Below are 18,607 nucleotides of genomic sequence, written 5' to 3' on the forward strand. Positions count from 1 at the left end.
TGAAGCTGACCGGTACTAATAGGCCGATAACTTACACCACAACACACTCTGGCGGAACACGACTTCAAACGGTTCCGTTATGTAGAGGGGTGTGATGATCATGCTGCTTGCGTCCACTATGTGGTTCCCGGACAACAACCCGTGAGGGTTGTTTATCCTGGAACGAATAATTGAATACACGGTATCCGTGTAATCCACTAAGTTTACCCACCCCCATGCACCGGTCCCTGGACCGGGAACACGAGGGGGTCCGGGTTGGTAGGGTTACGGCGGTCACAGCGCGGGGGAAACGCCCGGTCCCATTCCGAACCCGGAAGCTAAGACCCGCAGCGCCGATGGTACTGCACCTGGGAGGGTGTGGGAGAGTAGGTCACCGCCGGACAATCATTAGAAGACCAGGTTTCTTCCTGGCCCGTTTCAGGCCCCGCACCTTTGGTGCGGGGCCTGAAGTGTTTAACACCCGCAACGGTTTCGTGGGGCAGGGCCGGCGGGGCGGAGTCTCGGAACTCCAAATCCCCGTAACACCCACTACCGCCTGCGGGGTAGGGGCGGCGTCTGGCGTCGCTGCCGGCATCATGTTCCGGGAGGTCACTTCGCCCGTTCCTGGGGTTGGCCCGGGTGTGTGATGTTCCTCCCAATGCGACCCCTGCCGGGGAAGGGGTGCAAACCGTCACGGGAAGACGACACGCCTTCCCACTGTTCGTGGCACTTGTTACCTCCTGTGGTCACACCAGTCTCAGTAGGTGACAAAGAGTGGGAACGAGTGCCGGAACCGGGCAGATCCAGGCGTGTTCCGTGCGCTTCGTGCTGCTTGCCTGGGAGGTGGCGCCTACGATTCGCGCTGTGTATGGCGTGCTGCCTGTGACGCCCGCCCTTCGTGGTGCCTGGAGACGAAGCCGGCGGTTGGCTCATGCTGCCGGGCCCGCACCCGGAACCAACCGTCGATGTGCAGATATGGTGGACTCCAGGCAATTTAGGTCGCCATATCTGCACGTCCAGCGAGGGCGGGAGCGGCTGAAGCCGCCATATCTGCACGTCCAGCAAGGACGAGAGCGGTAGAAGTCGCCTCATCTGCACGTCCAACGTTGAGCCAGCCAGCCGAAGTCGCCATACCTGCGCACCGACGCACAGCTCCACTGCGGGGGAGCCGGTATCCGAGCCCAACACCCTCCGGAATCTCACCCGCGACATACGCCTGGCTCGGGGCTGCTTCGTGGGCCGTGACACCCCGCCCGTGAGTGTGACCGGTGAGCCGCATGGGACCCCAGGGACCCCTGAGGCCCCACGGTGCACACTCGGTGCGAAGCAGGTCAGCCGGGCACACGCCGTGAGGCCTGGCCGGCACCCGAGGCCGGCCCCGCCGCCCCGCCCCGGCTCCGGCCCGCTACGCCGTTGATTGACTCCGCCCGGCCCCGGCCGACCGTCGATGTGCAGATATGGCGACCTCCAGGCAATTTTGGTCGCCATATCTGCACGTCCAGCGAGGACGAGTGGGGCGGAAGTCGCCTTATCTGCACGTCCAGCGACGGCTGGGTCAGCCTAAGTCGCCAGAAGTGCTCCCGTGGAAAAGTGGCGAGTTTCACGAGAGACACATGGCTGCGGGGAAGGCGGAGGACAGCGGTACCGCCGTACTGCCTTAGAATTGAAGATGACCCAAGGTGGTCCCCACGACTTTCGCAGGCAAGGTCCTGCACATTACCTACACATACATAGTGACGAGCGACTGCAGTAAATCCGTTGGTCGGCTCACGACGAGAGGAACTCAGCATGTCCGAGCAGAACAACAGAGACGAACGAGACAGCCAGGGGCGTCCCAAGGCGAACGACCGCAAGCCTCCGCAGCGCAAGTCTTACAACGACCGCCAGTCTTCGCCCAGCCGTCCGGCTCGCGACGGCGATCGGCGCTCCTTCTCTGGTGACCGCGATCGTAAGCCGTTCTCCGGTGGCGGTGACCGCGATTCCCGCAAGCCTTACGCTGGTGGCGCGGGGCGCGACGAGCGTAAGTCCTATGGTGATCGTCCCGCCCGTGATGGTGAGCGTAAGCCGTTCTCTAATGATCGCGATTCGCGTAAGCCGTTCAGCGGTAATCGTGATGAGCGTAAGTCCTATGGTGATCGTCCGGCGCGCGACGGCGAGCGTCGTTCGTTCGGCAGCGACCGTGACTCGCGCAAGCCGTTCGGCAGCGATCGTAGCGACCGTAAGCCCTATGCTGGCCGGGATGATCGAGAGCGTAAGCCCTTCGGTGATCGTCCGGCTCGTGACGGTCAGCGTAAGCCGTTCAGCAGTGACCGGGATTCCCGCAAGCCCTTCGCGGGTCGGGATGATCGTGGCGATCGTAAGCCTTACGCCGCTGGTGGCGGTCGTGATGAGCGTAAGCCCTTCGGTGATCGTCCGGCGCGCGACGGCGAGCGTCGTTCGTTCGGCAATGACCGTGACTCGCGTAAGCCGTTCAGCGGTAACCGCGACGATCGTAAGCCCTACGCCGGTGGCGCCGGCCGGGATGATCGAGAGCGTAAGCCCTTCGGTGATCGTCCGGCTCGCGACGGTGAGCGTAAGCCGTTCAGCAATGATCGTGGCGATCGTAAGCCCTTCGCTGCCCGCGATGACCGTGGTCCTCGTAAGCCGTTCTCCGGTGGTGCTGGTCGGGATGAGCGTAAGCCCTTTGGTGATCGTCCCTCCCGTGATGGTGATCGTCGTTCCTTCTCAGGCGACCGGGATCGTAAGCCGTTCAGCGGTAACCGCGACGACCGCAAGCCGTTCTCCGGTGGCGCCGGCCGCGATGGTGAGCGTAAGCCGTTCCGCAAGGACTCGGATCGCCGTCCGTCCTCAGACCGTCCGTTCCGGAGCGACGATCGGCCCCGCAGCAGCGGCCCCCGGAACAATGACCGGCCCCGCAGCGCCGAGGAAACACCGGTTACAGAACGCAAGCACAACGCCCGTGACCTGCGCAGCGCCAACCGGGCTGACCGGGAACGGTCACCGGAAATCGATGACGACGTCACAGGCCAGGAGCTGGACAAGGTCACCCGTGCCCAGCTGCGCAACCTCGAAGAGGTCAACGGTGAGTGGGTTTCCAAGCACCTGGTGATGGCCGGACGCCTGATCGATACCGACCCGGAGCTGGCCTTCCAGCACGCTCTGGCTGCCAGCCGCCGCGGCGGACGCATGGCAGCAGTCCGTGAGGCTGTGGCCCTGACGGCATACGCCGCGGGGGAGTTCGGAGACGCGCTGCGCGAGTTCCGCACACACCGGCGGATCAGCGGTTCCAACGAGTACCTGGCCATGATGGCTGACTGCGAACGCGGCCTGGGCCGTCCCGACCGTGCGCTGGACCTGGCACGCTCCGAAGACGTTTCCGACATGGATACCGCAGGCAAGGTGGACATGGCGATTGTGGCTTCGGGCGCCCGGATGGACATGGAACAGTTCGACGCCGCAGTCCACGCCCTGGAGATCCCGCAGCTGGACAAGAACCGGGCGTTCTCCTACAGCCCGCGCCTGTTCCGCGCCTACGCTGATGCCCTGGAGCTGGCCGGACGCGGCAACGAAGCGGAGCCCTGGCGGCGGCAGGCGCTGCTGGCCGAAAGCGTGCTGGGCCTGGGCGAGTTCGCTGAGCCCGAGATTATGGACCTGGGCGACGACGACGACGAGGCGCCCGCTAAGCCGCGCTTCCGCCGGGATAACGCCGAAACCGGTGCCGCCGCTGAGGAGTCCGCTGAGGACCGCTCCGGCAACTATGCACAGGTACCCGAGACGGCCGTTCCTGATTCCGAAGAGGATGAGTCCGACGACGCCCTGCCCGGCGACGCTCAGGAATCCCTCCTCGGAGTGGAAGAAGCCGAAGAATCGGATGAAGCCGAGGACGCAGAGGACGCGGACAGTGGCGAACAGGATCGGTTGGACACCGCGGGGCATCATGACTAAGGCCCTGATAGAGGACTTCGACGCGGTCTTCGCGGACCTCGACGGCGTTGTGTACGCCGGTCCGCACGCCATCCCGGGCGCACCGGAGGCGCTGCAGGGGCTCGAATCAGCCGGCATCAAGCTGGCCTACGTGACGAACAATGCTTCCCGCTCCTCGGAAACGGTTGCGGAGCATCTACGTGAGCTGGGAGCGCCGGCGACAGCGGAGACCGTGTTCGGCTCCGCGCAGGCCGGGGCCGAGCTGCTTGCCGGGCTGGTTCCCGCCCGCAGCCGCGTCCTGGTGACCGGCAGCGTCACGCTGGCAGACCAGGTCCGGGCCCAGGACCTGGAACCGGTGAGTTCGGCGGACGATCAGCCGGTGGCCGTGATCCAGGGCTTCGACCCGGGACTGGGCTGGAAAGACCTGGCCGAAACGGCCTTCGCTGTCGCCTCCGGCGCCGTCTGGGTCGCCACCAATACGGACCTCTCGATCCCGCAGGCCCGAGGTATCGCCCCGGGCAACGGCACACTGGTGGCGGCGGTGGCGGCCGCCACCGGCAGGAAACCGCTGGTCGCCGGGAAGCCTGAGGCACCCCTGTTTACGACGGCGGCCAGGCACCTCGGTGTCTCGCGGCCGCTTGTTGTGGGCGACCGGCTGGATACTGACATCCTTGGCGGCAACACTGCCGGCTACACGACGGCGCTGGTTCTTACCGGTGTGGATAGCCCGGCCACGGCGCTGGCAGCCCGCAGCGCGGAGCGGCCGGTCCACCTGATTCCGAATCTGGCTGCACTCTATGAGCCTTATCCGGATGTGGTCCGCACCGGGGAAGCATTCCGGTGCGGGGAGGCCCTTGCCCGGGTGGTGGGCGGAGCGGTGGAGATTACGGCGCCCGAAGAAAACCTCGACGGATGGCGGGCAGCGTGCGCCGCGTGGTGGGAGGCCCACCCCGACGCTCCGGCTGCGACCACACCGGAAGTCCGTTGGACTGTCGGTAGCGGCAGTTAGGCTTTGTCCGTGGACAAAAACGCAGAGAAAACGGACGCAGGCTCGGGCATTCCAAGCGCGCCAAGCGCGCCCAGCACCCCGGAGACGACCGGTGACCCGCGGGTTGACGCCGTCCTGGCGGGTCTGGACCGGGTGTCTGAGCGTCCGGTGGCCGAACATGGCGCTCTCTACGCTGAACTCCACGACGGGCTCCTCGCAGCCCTGAATGAGGAGCTGTCCGGAGAGCGGCCGCCGGGCAGCAACCCGGCCGTCCCCGGACCGGGAGCGGGTCACCGTGGCCAGGCTTGACCAGGAACTCGTCAGCCGCGGCCTCGCGCGCTCCCGCACCCATGCCGCGAAGCTCATTGCTGCAGGCCGTGTCGCCCGCGGCGGCACCGTCCTGACTAAGTCCTCTGCGCCCATCCAGCCGGAGGACCCCCTGAGCGTCGCGGACGACGGCGGCCCGGATTACGTCAGCCGGGCAGGGCATAAGCTCGCCGGCGCGCTGGCGGCCTTTCCCGGGGTATCACCTGCCGGGCTTCGGTGCCTCGACGCCGGTGCTTCCACCGGCGGGTTCACCGATGTGCTGCTGCGTGCCGGGGCACGGGAGGTCGCAGCGGTGGACGTCGGCCACGGCCAGCTGGTGGACTCCCTTCGTGCTGACCCCCGGGTGCGCGTTTTCGAAGGGATGAACGTCCGGTACTTCACTCCGGACCAGATCGGCGGCACCGTGGAGCTCACAGTCGCGGACCTGAGCTTCATCTCACTGACCATGGTCGTCGGGCCGCTGGCTGCAGCCACGGCCCCGGGCGGCAGCCTGCTGCTGATGGTCAAGCCGCAGTTCGAGGTGGGACGCGAACTGCTGAACCGCACCGGCGTCGTCACCGACCCGGCCCGGCACCGCCTGGCAGTGGAGCGGGTGGCGCAGGCCGCCGTCGGCGCCGGCCTGGAAATTGCCGGAATCGCCCGCAGCCCATTGCCCGGCCAGAACGGGAATGTGGAATTCTTTATGTGGATGCGCGTTCCAGAGGACTCCGTCCGGGCGGCAGCCGACCGTTCAGCAGCAGCAACCGCGCTGGTCAATGAGGTATTCGCACCCAGGGAGGAGCCGGCGTTTGCGGAGGTGCCGGAAGGCATAGAAGACTGACCGGACGGCAACACACTTGCTCCTTCGCGGGGCAGAACAGGACTGGAAAGATATGAGCAGACGAATACTGGTGCTCGCGCACACCGGCCGGAAGGCCGCCATGGCTGCGGCCCAGGAAGTCTGCACCCAGCTGCATGCCGCCGGGCTGATCCCGGTGATGCGTGCCCAGGATCTGGAGGACATCCAGGCCGAATACGGTCAGCTCACGGCTCCAACCGAAATCCTGCACAATGACGTCCCGCTCGCCGGGGTCGACCTGGGCATGGTGCTCGGCGGGGACGGCACCATCCTCCGCGCCGCCGAACTGGTGCGGGGCACCGAGGTTCCCCTGCTCGGCGTGAACCTGGGGCACGTGGGATTCCTGGCCGAAAGCGAACGCGAAGACCTGGAAAAGACGGTGGGCTGGGTCGTGGACCGGTCCTACACCGTGGAAGAACGTATGACCATCGACGTCAAGGTCTGGCTGGACAGCACACTGCTGGCCCACACCTGGGCCCTGAATGAAGCCGCGGTGGAGAAAGCCGACCGCCAGCGGATGCTCGAAATCGTGATGGAGGTGGACGCGCGTCCCATTTCCTCCTTCGGCTGCGACGGAGTGGTTATGGCCACCCCCACGGGGTCCACCGCCTACGCCTTCTCGGCCGGCGGTCCGGTGGTCTGGCCGGAAGTGGAAGCCCTGCTCATCACTCCGATCAGCGCCCACGCCGTGTTCTCCCGGCCCCTGGTGGTGGCTCCGGAATCGATTCTTGCGGTGGAGATCCTTGCCCGGAACGCAGCTAACGGTGTGCTTTGGTGCGACGGACGGCGCAGTTATGATCTTCCGCCCGGAGCCCGCGTAGAAGTCACCCGGTCAGCAGTGCCGGTGCGCCTGGCACGAACGCATGAAACTCCGTTCTCGGAACGGCTGGTCCGCAAGTTCCAGCTGCCAACGCAGGGCTGGCGCGGACCCGTAAACCATCCAGCAGACGCAGATACAGGTGTTGGCGAAGGAGCGATTCCGTGATTGAGGAAATACGGATCCGGGATCTCGGTGTCATCACCGATGCGACGCTGACGCTGGGGACCGGTTTTACGGTTGTCACCGGTGAGACCGGCGCCGGTAAAACCATGGTGATCACCGCTCTGGGACTGCTGCTCGGCGCCAGGTCGGATGCCGGGGCTGTGCGCACCGGCGCCAAATCAGCGCTGGCTGAAGCCGTGGTCCGGCTGCCGGAGACCAGCCCTGCCGTGCTGCGCTCCGTGGAAGCCGGAGCAGAGGTTGAAACGTACGACGGCGGCGTCGAACTTCTCGTCGCCCGCACCGTCAACGCGGACGGCCGCAGCCGCGCCCACCTGGGCGGCCGTGCCGCCCCCGTCGGAGTCCTGGGGGAAGTGGGCAGCCACCTCGTCGCGGTGCACGGACAGACCGACCAGCTGCGGCTGAAGAGTGCCACGGCCCAGCGCGAGGCCCTGGACAAGTACGCGGGGGAGTCCCTGCGCACGGCACTGGAGGAATACCGCACCGGATACGCCCGCTGGCGGGCTGCCGCTGCCGAGCTGTCCGAACTGCGGGAGACCGCGCGGGAACGGGTTCGCGAAGCCGAATTTCTGGCGGCGTCGCTGGAAGAGATCGACGCCGTGGCACCCGAGCCGGCGGAAGACGAAACGCTGAAGACCGAGGCCATGCGCCTGGGCAACATCGAAGAGCTGCGGACCGCTTCCGTCAAGGCGCACGAGGCCCTGGTGGCCGGAGACTTCGCCGACGGTTCCGACGCGACGTCCCTGGTGGACGCCGCCAAGCGCCAGCTTGAGCAGGCCGGGGAACATGACCCGGCCCTGGCACAGGCAGGCCAGCGGCTGGCCGAAGTTGGCTACATCCTGACCGACATTGCCGCGGAGCTCTCCAGCTACAGTGCCTCGCTCGACGGCGAAGGGCCGGGCCGCCTGGCCGAGGTTGAGTCCCGGCGGGCTGAGCTGGCCACGCTGGTCCGCAAGTATGCCCCGTCCATCGACGAGGTCCTGGAATGGGCCGAAACCAGCCGGACACGCCTGGCGGACCTGGGCGATGACGGAAACCGCATCGAAGCACTCGAAGCCGAGCTGACCGAGCTCGAAGCCCGGCTCCGCGACGAGGCTGCGGCGCTGACGAAGCTGCGCACCGAGGCCGCCGCGGAACTTTCCAACCGGGTCAGCGCCGAGCTCGCCGCCCTGGCCATGCCGGATGCCCGCCTGGCCATCAACGTGGAAAACACCGGCGAGATGGGGCCGCACGGCGCGGACACCATCGAATTCCTCCTGGCCCCGCATCCCGGAGCGCCCCCGCGCCCGCTGGGCAAGGGAGCATCCGGCGGTGAACTCTCCCGCGTGATGCTGGCCATCGAAGTGGTGCTGGCCGAGGTTGACCCGGTGCCAACGTTTGTCTTCGACGAGGTCGACGCCGGTGTCGGCGGCAAGGCCGCCATCGAAATCGGCCGGCGGCTGGCCATGCTGGCCCGGCACGTGCAGGTCATCGTGGTCACACACCTCCCGCAGGTGGCAGCCTTCGCCGGCCACCACATCCGCGTGATTAAAACCTCTTCCCCGGCAGGCGACGGCTCCGGCGTAACCGCCAGCGACGTCGTCGTGCTGGACCGTGAGGCCCGGATCAGGGAACTGGCCCGGATGCTCGCAGGTCATGAGGACTCGGAGTCGGCCCGCGCCCACGCCGAGGAACTGCTGGCGACGGCTGCCGTCCCCGGTGAAGCAACTACCCAGATCAACAAAAGGTGATAGGCTCGAATTCCGTGGTGCAGCGATCAAATTCCAGGTTTCCCAAGTCGACTTCTACGACCAAACACATCTTCGTCACCGGTGGCGTGGCGTCTTCCCTCGGTAAGGGACTGACGGCTTCCAGCCTCGGCCACCTGCTTCGGGCACGCGGCCTCTCGGTGACCATGCAAAAGCTCGATCCCTATCTCAACGTGGATCCGGGCACAATGAATCCCTTCCAGCACGGCGAAGTCTTCGTGACCGATGACGGCGCCGAAACGGACCTCGACATCGGCCACTACGAGCGCTTCCTCGACGAGAGCCTCGACGGGTCGGCCAACGTGACCACCGGGCAGGTGTACTCCACCGTCATCGCCAAGGAACGCCGCGGCGAATACCTCGGTGACACGGTCCAGGTCATCCCGCATATCACCGATGAGATCAAGCGCCGGATGCGTCTGCCCTCCGAGGCGAAGAAGCACCCGGACGTCATCATCACCGAAATCGGCGGCACGGTGGGCGACATCGAGTCCCAGCCGTTCCTCGAAGCGGCGCGCCAGGTCCGCCAGGACATCGGCCGGAACAACGTCTTCTTCCTGCACGTCTCCCTGGTCCCGTACATCGGCCCGTCCCAGGAACTGAAGACCAAGCCGACCCAGCACTCCGTGGCGGCACTGCGTTCGATCGGCATTCAGCCGGACGCCATTGTCATCCGCTCCGACCGTCCGGTGCCGGACGCCATGCGGGACAAGATCGGCCGCATGTGCGACGTCGATGTTGATGCCGTGATCGGCTGCCCGGATGCGCCGAGCATCTACGACATTCCCAAGACCCTGCACTCCCAGAATCTGGACGCGTACATCGTTCAGCACCTGGGACTGAAGTTCAAGGACGTCGACTGGACCAAGTGGGACCGCCTGCTTGAGGCCGTGCACAACCCGAAGCACCATGTGGAGGTGGCACTGGTCGGCAAGTACATCGACCTGCCCGACGCCTACCTCTCCGTCACCGAGGCACTGCGTGCCGGTGGTTTCGCCAACAACACCAAGGTCAAGATCCGCTGGGTCCCCTCCGATGAGTGCTCCACCGAAGAGGGTGCCCGCAAGGCCCTCGCCGGCGTCGACGCCATCTGTGTTCCCGGCGGCTTCGGCATCCGCGGCCTCGAAGGCAAGCTCGGTGCCCTGAAGTTCGCCCGCGAAAACAAGCTGCCGACCCTGGGCCTGTGCCTGGGCCTGCAGAGCATGGTCATCGAATACGCCCGCAACGTCGTTGGCCTCGAAGGCGCGTCGTCGAGCGAGTTCGAACCGGATACCAAGTACCCGGTGATCGCGACCATGGCCGAGCAGAAGGAAATCGTGGCCGGCCAGGGCGACATGGGCGGCACCATGCGTCTGGGCCTGTGGGACGCCAAGCTCGACGAAGGCTCGGTTGTGGCCAAGACGTACGGCAAGACCGCCGTCGCTGAACGCCACCGCCACCGCTACGAGGTTAACAACGCCTACCGCGAGCAGATCGCTGAAGCCGGCCTGGTCTTCTCCGGCACCTCTCCGGATGGGGCGCTTGTGGAGTTCGTTGAACTGCCCGAGGACGTCCACCCGTACTACGTATCCACCCAGGCACACCCGGAACTGAGCTCGCGGCCCACCCGGCCGCACCCGCTCTTCGCCGGGCTGGTCAAGGCAGCCCTGGCACACCAGGGCGCGGAGGCGTAAGGACATGAGCGAAGACCGGGGGTTCGCCGACGAACAAAGTCCGCGACGGCTGCTGGAATCCACAGTTGCCTACAGCGGTCCCATCTGGGACGTGGTGAAGGAAAAATTCACCCTGACTGACGACGGCGAACCCCTGGTCCGCGACTTCATTGCACACCCCGGTGCCGTGGCCGTTTTGGTCATGAACGACGCCGGCCAGGTGCTGCTGATCAACCAGTACCGGCATCCGGTGCGCATGACACTCTGGGAAATCCCCGCCGGACTGCTGGACGTGGAAGGCGAGGACTACCTGAGTGCCGCCGTCCGCGAACTGGCCGAGGAAGCCGATCTGGTGGCCGAGGACTGGAGCGTCCTGACTGATCTGTTCCTCTCGCCCGGGTCCTCACGCGAAGAACTGCGCATTTACCTTGCCCGCGGGCTGCACGAGGTTCCCGAAGCGGAACGCCACGAGCGTTTCCACGAGGAAGCCGAAATCAAGATGCTCTGGGTCGACCTGGATGACGCCGTCACGGCAGTCCTCGAAGGCCGTCTGCACAGCCCTTCCGCGTCCGCCGCCGTGCTGGCCGCAGCGGCAGCACGCCACTCGGGATACAAAAACCTCCGGCCCGCCGACGCACCCTGGCCCGAGCACCACTCGGAGCACCACGCCTGGCCCAACGGCTCCGTCCGCTAGGGGAATGGGTGTCCACCGCCGTCCCCGCCGCAGGCAGCGGCCCCGGTAACCGGTCCTCCCCGGACCGGACCTCCATCAATGACACGATCAACCTGGTGCTGCAGAGCCAGCTCAATCCCACCCTCGTCCTGGACACCTCGGAGCTGGTCGCTTCAACGTTGACCGCGGCTGCCCCCACCGGAACGGGATCCGATACTCCGGCGGAGGCAACAGCCGGCCCGGCGGAGAGAGCCAACGTGTCACCGGACACCGGTGCCGGCCGCCCCGCTGCCCGCAGTTCCCGCTCTGCGGAGGAAGAACTGCGTTCCACCGCCGTCGGACGGGCGATCGGCAGCTACCTCCAGCACATGGCCGTGGAACGCGGACTGGCCCGGAATACCGTTGACGCCTACCGCCGTGACCTGCTCCGGTACGCCCGGTTCCTGGCCGCCAGCGGCCGCACCGACGTCACAGCCATTACCCGCCATGACGTCACGGCATTCGCCCGGTCCATTGTTGAAGGCTCCGACGGCGCTGCCGCGCTGAGTGTCCGCTCGGCAGCCCGGACCATTGTGGCTGTCCGCGGCCTGCATAAATTCTGGGCCCTTGAGGGCCTCACCGGATCCGATCCGGCAAGCGACGTTCATCCGCCGATGCCGGGCAAACGCCTGCCCAAGGCCATCAGTGTCAACGAAGTCACCCGCATGCTCGAGGCCGTTCCGCTGGATACGCCCACCGGCCTGCGGGACCGGGCCCTGCTCGAATTCCTCTACTCCACGGGGGCCCGTATCAGCGAGGCCGTGGGACTGGATATTGATGACCTGTCCCTCGAACGGATCCCGGCCAACGGACCCGACGTCGTGCGCCTGTTCGGTAAGGGGTCCAAGGAACGGCTGGTGCCGCTGGGCTCCTACGCCGCCCGCGCCCTGGACGAGTACCTGGTCCGTGGCCGGCCCGGCGCTGCTGCCAAGGGCAAGGGCACGCCGGCGCTGTTCCTGAATGCCCGTGGCGGGCGGCTGAGCCGGCAGAGCGCCTGGACCATCCTCAAAGCGGCCGCTGAACGCGCCAAGATCGACCGGGACGTTTCTCCGCACACCCTGCGGCATTCCTTCGCCACCCATCTGCTCGAGGGCGGAGCCGACGTGCGGGTGGTTCAGGAACTGCTGGGTCACGCCTCCGTGACCACCACCCAGGTGTACACCCTGGTCACCGCCGACACACTGCGCGAGGTGTACGCAGCCGCCCATCCGCGGGCGCTGTGAGCGGCATCAGGGCAGCGCAGACGGGTCCGGCGGCCAGCCGGGCCACCCCCGTGGTGCTCTGCTTCCTGTTCCGTGAGACTCCGGACGGCGGCCGGGAGGTTCTGCTGGGACTGAAGAAAACGGGGTTCGGCACCGGCCGGATTGTCACCCTCGGCGGGCACGTGGAGCCGGGGGAGACCGCCGCGCAGGCGGCTGTGCGGGAGGTCTTCGAAGAATCCGGCGTGACGGTGGCCGACGCGGACCTGGAGCCGGCGGGAAGCATCGAGTTTATGTTCCCGGTGCGGCCGGACTGGGACATGTCCACGACGGTCTACCGCACCTGGAACTGGACCGGCGAGCCCGGACCCTCAGCGGAGATCGCGCCGGCCTGGTACTCCGTGGACGCGGTGCCGTACGGGCAGATGTGGAAAGATTCCGCCTACTGGCTGCCCAAGGTCCTCGCCGGAGACTACTTTGCCGCCGCCGTCACCCTCGCACCGGACAACGAGTGTGTAGGCACCGTCGTCTTTTCCTAGGTTTCCGCTCCGCTGCCCTCATGCGTTGCCGGTCCGAGCCGGGCTGCCGCCGTGCTGTTGGCATCCACCAGCTGCGCGGCCGTGGCCTTGGCCAGGCCCGCTACTGGCATGCCGACATACATCGATTCGGCGCGGTCCACCACATAGGTCTCGTGCCAGATGCCGACGCTGCCCGGTGCCCTGCGGGCCCGCCGGTTGAACGCCGCCCACGCCGGGCGGTGAGCCGCGTCCGGCTGGCTCGCATAGGCGAACAGCTGCTCGGCGGACTTCCAGTACTGGATGACCAGCGGTCCTCCTGCCCCGATGGTGAGGCGGTATCCCAGCAGACCGGAGTTTGGATCGGCCGAAAGCTCCGCCAGCATCCGCGGCATGGCGGCAAAAGCCGGGATCCACAGGTCCGGACGCCACGGACGGTTGATCCGCATGCCGATCAGGAACACCACCAGGGGGCCGGTGTGATGATGGGTTGAACGCTGGCTGACGATGCGAGCCATAACCAGGCCCCTTTCACTACTGGATAGTGCTGCTATCCAGACTAGAGAGTTACACTATCCAGCACAAGGGGGATTGCCATGCGGATCTCAGAATTAGCCGCCGCGTCAGATGTGCCGGTTGCCACCATCAAGTTCTACCTGCGGACCGGCCTGCTTCATGACGGACGGCAGACGGCGCCCCGACAGGCCGAGTACAACGACGGCCACCTGGCCAGGCTGCGGCTGATCCGCGCCCTGCTGGGGGCGGGTGGCCTGTCGGTAGCCGCTGCGGGAGAGGTGCTGCGCCAGCTCGACCACCCGCCGGAATCGGGCCATGATCTGCTCGGGGCTGCACATCATGCCCTGGACGCCGGTGCCCAGCCGAAGCAGGAGCAGCAGCAGACGGACCATCCCCGGGCTGACGCGCTGCTGGAAGCGTGGGGCTGGCAGATCGACCCGGAGGACCATAACGCGCGGCGCGGCCTGGAACGGGCGCTGCAGGGCCTGGAGGACGGCGGGTTCGAACCTCCGGCCGGATTCCTGGACATGTATGCCGCCGCGATGCGGGAGCTGGCCACCCGGGAGGTGGAGCAGGTTCCGGTCAACCCGCCGGACGCCATGCGCTACGTCGTCCTGGGAACCGTCCTGGTGGAGCCGCTGCTGCTGGCCCTGCGCAGGCTCGCCCAGCAGGACGCGTCCCGCCGGATGTTTTCTGCCCCGGGCCCGCCGGCTCCCGGGGTCGGGTAAAGCGCCCTGAATCTGCAGGCAAAACGCCCGCCGCAGGCCCGAAGGCCGAACCCGCAGCGAGCGTTATTAGTTGCGGCGGCAGGCTAGCCGAGGTGCCGCTCGTCCGGGCCGTTGTATTCGCTCAGCGGCCGGATCAGGGCGTTGGCTTCGAGCTGTTCCATGATGTGTGCCGTCCACCCGGTGATCCGCGCCGCGACGAACAGCGGCGTGAACGTAGCGGTGTCAAAGCCCATCAGGTGGTAGGCCGGGCCTGCCGGGTAGTCGAGGTTGGGCAGGATGTTTTTCCGCTCCGCCATCGCCGATTCCAGGGCGGTGTACAGCTCGCCCAGGTCCGGCCGGTCGTAGTGCTTGACCATTTTGTCCAGCGAGGCTTTCATGGTCGGCACCCGGGAGTCGCCGTTTTTGTAGACCCGGTGACCGAAGCCCATGATCTTCTTTTTGTCCGCCAGCGCCGTGTCCAGCCAGGCCGCAGCGTGGGCCGCGACGTCGTCGTCCTGGGAACTGGCGGTGATCTCCTCGAACGTGTGCATCACCGCTTCGTTGGCGCCGCCGTGCAGCGGGCCCTTGAGGGCGCCGATCGCCCCGGTCACCGCTGAATGCAGATCCGAGAGCGTGGAGGTGATCACCCGCGCCGTGAACGTGGAGGCGTTGAAGGAGTGCTCGGCGTAGAGGATCATCGAGACGTTGAACGCTTCCACGACCTCCGGCGCAGCTTCTTCCCCGAACGTCATCCACAGGAAATTCGCGGCATAGCCCAGGTCCTCCCGCGGCTCCACCAGTTCCTCGCCGCGGCGGCGGCGCTGGTCATAAGCGACGACGGCGGGCATGGCGGCAAACAGGCTGACAGACTTCTCCATGTTGGCCAGCCGGGAGGGATCCTCGGCCTTGGGATGCTCGGCGCCCAGGACCGACGCCGCCGTCCGGCAGACGTCCATCGGATGACAGGTGGCCGGCAGGGCGTCGATCACCGCCTTGAGTTCCGGGGTCAGCGCGCGCTGCGACCGCTCGCCGCGGGTGAACTCCGCCAGTTCCTCCGCTGAGGGCAGCTCGCCGTTCCAGAGCAGATAGGCGACTTCTTCGAAGCTGCAGCGGGCCGCGAGTTCCTGGACCGGATAGCCGCGGTAGAGCAGCGAATTCGTCTCGGGATTGACCTTGGAAATGCTGGTGGTGTCCACCAGCACGCCGGCCAGACCTTTGTGAATGGTTGTCTCTGTCATCGTTGGGACTCCTTCGTCGTGGTGCGCAGATCAGGGGTGGGGCAACGCCTTCTTCTTGGTGCGGGACTTTGGACGGTCAGGTCAGGCGGGGGCCGGTGCGCCGGGGGAGCCGGGGACCTGGAAATTGAACACGGACGTATCAAAGCGGTTATACGCCTCATAATCCACCAGATCGTACAGGCGCGCACGTGTGAGCATGCTGGGAACCGCCGCTGCCTGCGTGCCGTCGGCTCTGATGGCCTCCAGTGTCCGTTCGGCCGCACCCATGGCACTGCGCAGCAGCGTCACCGGATAAATGACCATGTTGACGCCCGCACCGGCGAGCTGGTCATAGGTAAAGAGCTCGCTCTTGCCGAACTCGGTCATGTTGGCCAGGATCGGAACGTCGACGGCGGCGCGGATGGCGGCGAACTCCTCCACCGTTTTCATGGCTTCCGGGAAAATGGCGTCGGCGCCGGCCTCCACCAGGGCGCGGGCCCGGTCCTGGGCGGCTGCCAGGCCTTCCACGGCACGGATGTCGGTGCGGGCCATGATCAGGAAGTTGGGATCCCGCCGGGCGTCTGCCGCGGCGCGGATCCGTTTGGTGGCGGTGTCCAGGTCCACAACGTTTTTCCCGTCGAGGTGCCCGCAGCGCTTCGGATTGAACTGGTCCTCGATGTGGCAGCCGGCCAGGCCGGCGTTCTCGAGTTCCTGGATGGTGCGCGCCACGTTCATCGGCTCGCCGAAGCCGGTGTCGGCGTCGACAATGGCGGGCAGGTCGCTCATCCGGGCAATCTGCCCGGCCCGGGTGGCAACCTCCGTCAGCGTGGTCAGCCCGATGTCCGGCAGGCCCAGGTCATTGGCGAGGACCGCGCCGGAGATATAGACGCCGTCGAACCCTTTTTCCTGGATGAGCCGGGCCGAGAGCGGGTTGAAGGCTCCCGGGTACTGCTGCAGCGTGCCGGAGGCGAGCCCTGCGCGCATGGCGAGGCGCTTCTGCTCGGGGGTGGTGGCGGAGTAGAGCATTTAGAACAGTCCCTTCGGTGCGGCGGACGGATCGACGACGCCGGCCGCGGCGGTGATGTTGAGCTGGCCCAGTTCTCCCGGCGCCAGGTCGGGCAGCCGTTCGGCGGCAGCGATGAAACGGTCGATTTCCTCGTCCGCCACGATGCCGGCGGCGAGGGTGCGGAACTTGTGGATGTAGTCGGCGCGGACGAAGGGCCGGGCGCCCAGCGGATGCGCGTCGGCCACGGCAATCTCGTCCGTGATCACCCGGCCGTCGGTGAGGGTGATTTCCACCCGGCCGCCGAAGGCTTTCTCGGCGATGTCCAGCGAGTGGTAGCGGCGGGTCCATTCCGGGTCTTCGACGGTGGTGACCTTGTGCCAGAGCGCCACGGTGTCCGGTCGGCCGGCCCGTTCCGGGGCGTAGGAGTCCACGTGGTGCCAGGCGCCGTCCTGCAGGGCAACCGTGAAGATGTACGGGATGGAGTGGTCCAGGGTTTCCCGCGACGCGGCCGGATCGTACTTCTGCGGATCGTTGGCGCCGGAACCGATCACGTTGTGTGTGTGGTGCGAGGTGGAAATCAGCACCGAGGCGACGTTGGCCGGGTCGGTGGCCGCAGGGTAATCGCGGTGGATCCGGCGGGCCAGGTCGATCCAGGCCTGAGCCTGATACTCGGCCGAGTGTTCCTTGGTGTAGGTGTCCAGGATGGCGCGCTTGGCCTCCCCGGGGGCCGGCAGCGGCACCGAATAGGCGGCATCGGGCCCGTCCAGCAGCCAGGCGATCACGCCGTCCTCGCCCTCGTAAATGGGGGTGGGGGAGGTCTGGCCGCGCATCGCCCGGTCCACGGCCTCCACGGCCATCTTGCCGGCGAAGGCCGGGGCGTGCGCCTTCCAGGTGGAGATTTCGCCCTTGCGGGACTGGCGGGTGGCGGTGGTGGTGTGCAGCGCCTGGCCAACGGCCTGGAAGATGGTTTCGGTGTCCAGCCCCAGCAGGGTGCCGAGACCGGCGGCGGCGGAGGGACCAAGGTGGGCAACGTGGTCGATCTTGTGTTTGTGCAGGCAGATCGCCTTGACCAGGTTGACCTGGATTTCGTAGCCGGTGGCGATGCCGCGCAGCAGGTCTGCCCCGGAGGCGCCGGTGTGCTGGGCAGCGGCGAGGATCGGCGGGATATTGTCTCCGGGGTGGGAGTAGTCGGCCGCCAGGAACGTGTCGTGGTAGTCCAGTTCGCGGACGGCCACACCGTTGGCCCAGGCTGCCCATTCGGGGGAAGTCTTCTCCTGTACGCCAAAGACTGAGGCTCCCGCGCCGCCGGACGACGGCGCGAAGGAGAGTGCCTGCGCGCGGGCCGCCACGATGGGGGCACGGTTCAATGAGGCGACGGCAACGGAGGCGTTGTCGATGACGCGGTTGATCACCATGTCCGCGACGTCGGCGGTGACCTCGACCGGATCAGCGGCGACCGCAGCAATCTTCCAGGCCAGCTGGTCTTCGCGGGGCAGGTTTTCCTCGCTGCGGTAGACACGCACGTTGTGGGATTTCACGGTGGAAGGGTCCTCTCGGATTAGGGCTGATGGACGGTGTTGAAGTGTTCGAGGCTTTTGTGCAGGTGGACTGCCGTGGCAGCGGCTGCCATGGCTGGGTCGCCGGAAGCGATTGCCCCCGCAATCGTGGCGTGCTCCGAGGCGGTCTCGCGCAGCCGCGCCGGGTTGTCCTTGGCCAGGCGGCGGACCCTCGCCAGGTGCAGGCGCACATTGCCGAGCGCTTGGGTCAGATACGGGTTGGCTGCGGCGGTGTCGATCGCCGCGTCCAGGCGTGCCACAAGGGCGTAGTAGCCCTGGCGGGCCGGGTCCTGGTCCGGGTCAGCTGCCAGGCTCGCCGCCGCGGCGTCGAAGTCGGTGCGCAGTGCCCGGAAGACGGCGGGATCCCGGCGGTTGGCGGCAAGCAAGGCCGCCTGGCATTCCAGGGCCTGCCGGAGTTCGAAGAGCGCGCCCACGGTTTCGGGGGAGATGGGGGAGACGACGACGCCGCGTCCGGCGTGCTGCGCCGCAAGACCGTCGGCGGTGAGCCGGCCGAGGGCCTCGCGCAGCGGAGTGCGGGAGATTCCGAGGCGCCGGGACTGTTCAACCTCGCCGAGCAGCGTTCCCGGAGGAAGCCGCCACTCGACGATGTCCTCGCGGAGCATGGCATAGGCGCGGTCGCTGGCCCGCATGGTGCTCCCTCCGTCTGATGTGGTCCGGAACACCCAGTGTATACATGACCGGGGAAGTGCGGGAGGAGTTCGG

General features: G+C 66.9%; 16 protein-coding genes and 1 rRNA gene. 12 read left to right on the forward strand and 5 right to left on the reverse strand.

Annotated elements, in window-relative coordinates; genetic code table 11:
* The first annotated feature begins 265 nt into the window (after nucleotides 1-265).
* The 11 genes from rrf to H9639_RS00055 all read left to right on the forward strand — a co-directional run bounded on the left by rrf (nucleotide 266) and on the right by H9639_RS00055 (nucleotide 12,906).
* Nucleotides 266-382: ribosomal RNA gene (gene rrf / locus H9639_RS00005) — 5S ribosomal RNA — on the forward strand.
* A gap of 1,385 nt (nucleotides 383-1,767) precedes the next feature.
* Nucleotides 1,768-3,924, forward strand: coding sequence for a hypothetical protein (locus H9639_RS00010; protein ID WP_191806125.1), 2,157 nt, complete (start codon nucleotides 1,768-1,770; stop codon nucleotides 3,922-3,924).
* A complete protein-coding gene (locus tag H9639_RS00015; RefSeq protein ID WP_191806126.1) occupies nucleotides 3,917-4,912 on the forward strand; it encodes an HAD-IIA family hydrolase in 996 nt (331 codons plus the stop codon). The genes H9639_RS00010 and H9639_RS00015 overlap by 8 nt, the downstream gene beginning before the upstream one ends.
* A gap of 9 nt (nucleotides 4,913-4,921) precedes the next feature.
* Entirely contained in the window at nucleotides 4,922-5,200 is a 279-nt protein-coding gene (locus tag H9639_RS00020; RefSeq protein ID WP_191806127.1) for a hypothetical protein, read from the forward strand.
* The gene (locus H9639_RS00025) at nucleotides 5,187-6,038 is read left to right on the forward strand and encodes a TlyA family RNA methyltransferase (RefSeq protein WP_191806128.1); all 852 of its coding nucleotides are present in this window, start codon (nucleotides 5,187-5,189) and stop codon (nucleotides 6,036-6,038) included. Before H9639_RS00020 ends, H9639_RS00025 begins: the two co-directional genes overlap by 14 nt.
* Before the next feature lie 52 nt (nucleotides 6,039-6,090).
* On the forward strand, nucleotides 6,091-7,041 hold the full coding sequence (locus H9639_RS00030) for an NAD kinase (RefSeq protein ID WP_191806129.1): 951 nt from the start codon (nucleotides 6,091-6,093) through the stop codon (nucleotides 7,039-7,041).
* Entirely contained in the window at nucleotides 7,038-8,786 is a 1,749-nt protein-coding gene (gene recN, locus H9639_RS00035; protein ID WP_191806130.1) for a DNA repair protein RecN, read from the forward strand. The genes H9639_RS00030 and recN overlap by 4 nt, the downstream gene beginning before the upstream one ends.
* A complete protein-coding gene (locus H9639_RS00040) occupies nucleotides 8,783-10,477 on the forward strand; it encodes a CTP synthase (RefSeq protein WP_191806131.1) in 1,695 nt (564 codons plus the stop codon). The genes recN and H9639_RS00040 overlap by 4 nt, the downstream gene beginning before the upstream one ends.
* Before the next feature lie 4 nt (nucleotides 10,478-10,481).
* Nucleotides 10,482-11,150, forward strand: coding sequence for an NUDIX domain-containing protein (locus H9639_RS00045; RefSeq protein WP_191806132.1), 669 nt, complete (start codon nucleotides 10,482-10,484; stop codon nucleotides 11,148-11,150).
* Between the two features lie 347 nt (nucleotides 11,151-11,497).
* A complete protein-coding gene (gene xerD, locus H9639_RS00050) occupies nucleotides 11,498-12,391 on the forward strand; it encodes a site-specific tyrosine recombinase XerD (RefSeq protein ID WP_404799716.1) in 894 nt (297 codons plus the stop codon).
* A complete protein-coding gene (locus H9639_RS00055; protein WP_318241923.1) occupies nucleotides 12,388-12,906 on the forward strand; it encodes an 8-oxo-dGTP diphosphatase in 519 nt (172 codons plus the stop codon). Before xerD ends, H9639_RS00055 begins: the two co-directional genes overlap by 4 nt.
* On the opposite strand, the gene H9639_RS00060 is transcribed toward H9639_RS00055, so the two are convergent.
* On the reverse strand, nucleotides 12,903-13,400 hold the full coding sequence (locus H9639_RS00060; protein WP_191806133.1) for a DUF4188 domain-containing protein: 498 nt from the start codon (nucleotides 13,398-13,400) through the stop codon (nucleotides 12,903-12,905). The two genes, H9639_RS00055 and H9639_RS00060, sit on opposite strands and share 4 nt — an antisense overlap.
* A 78-nt stretch (nucleotides 13,401-13,478) precedes the next feature.
* Here H9639_RS00060 and H9639_RS00065 point away from each other — a divergent pair, with 78 nt between their 5' ends.
* Nucleotides 13,479-14,126, forward strand: a complete 648-nt coding sequence (locus H9639_RS00065) for a MerR family transcriptional regulator (RefSeq protein ID WP_191806134.1) — start codon at nucleotides 13,479-13,481, stop codon at nucleotides 14,124-14,126.
* A gap of 83 nt (nucleotides 14,127-14,209) precedes the next feature.
* Here the strand turns inward: H9639_RS00065 and H9639_RS00070 are convergent, their stop codons facing one another.
* The 4 genes from H9639_RS00070 to H9639_RS00085 all read right to left on the reverse strand — a co-directional run bounded on the left by H9639_RS00070 (nucleotide 14,210) and on the right by H9639_RS00085 (nucleotide 18,534).
* Nucleotides 14,210-15,343 (reverse strand): bifunctional 2-methylcitrate synthase/citrate synthase, encoded by a 1,134-nt coding sequence (locus H9639_RS00070; RefSeq protein WP_191806135.1) that lies wholly within the window; start codon nucleotides 15,341-15,343, stop codon nucleotides 14,210-14,212.
* 81 nt (nucleotides 15,344-15,424) lie between these two features.
* Nucleotides 15,425-16,348: a methylisocitrate lyase gene (gene prpB / locus H9639_RS00075; RefSeq protein ID WP_191806136.1), complete on the reverse strand. Its 924-nt coding sequence runs from the start codon at nucleotides 16,346-16,348 to the stop codon at nucleotides 15,425-15,427.
* Nucleotides 16,349-17,866: an MmgE/PrpD family protein gene (locus tag H9639_RS00080; RefSeq protein WP_191806137.1), complete on the reverse strand. Its 1,518-nt coding sequence runs from the start codon at nucleotides 17,864-17,866 to the stop codon at nucleotides 16,349-16,351. It abuts the gene before it with no gap.
* Nucleotides 17,867-17,886: 20 nt separating this feature from the next.
* Entirely contained in the window at nucleotides 17,887-18,534 is a 648-nt protein-coding gene (locus H9639_RS00085) for a GntR family transcriptional regulator (protein WP_191806138.1), read from the reverse strand.
* Nucleotides 18,535-18,607 lie beyond the last annotated feature (73 nt).

Origin of the sequence: Arthrobacter gallicola (assembly GCF_014836775.1) — a bacterium.
In the GTDB taxonomy this organism is placed as follows: domain Bacteria; phylum Actinomycetota; class Actinomycetes; order Actinomycetales; family Micrococcaceae; genus Arthrobacter_B; species Arthrobacter_B gallicola.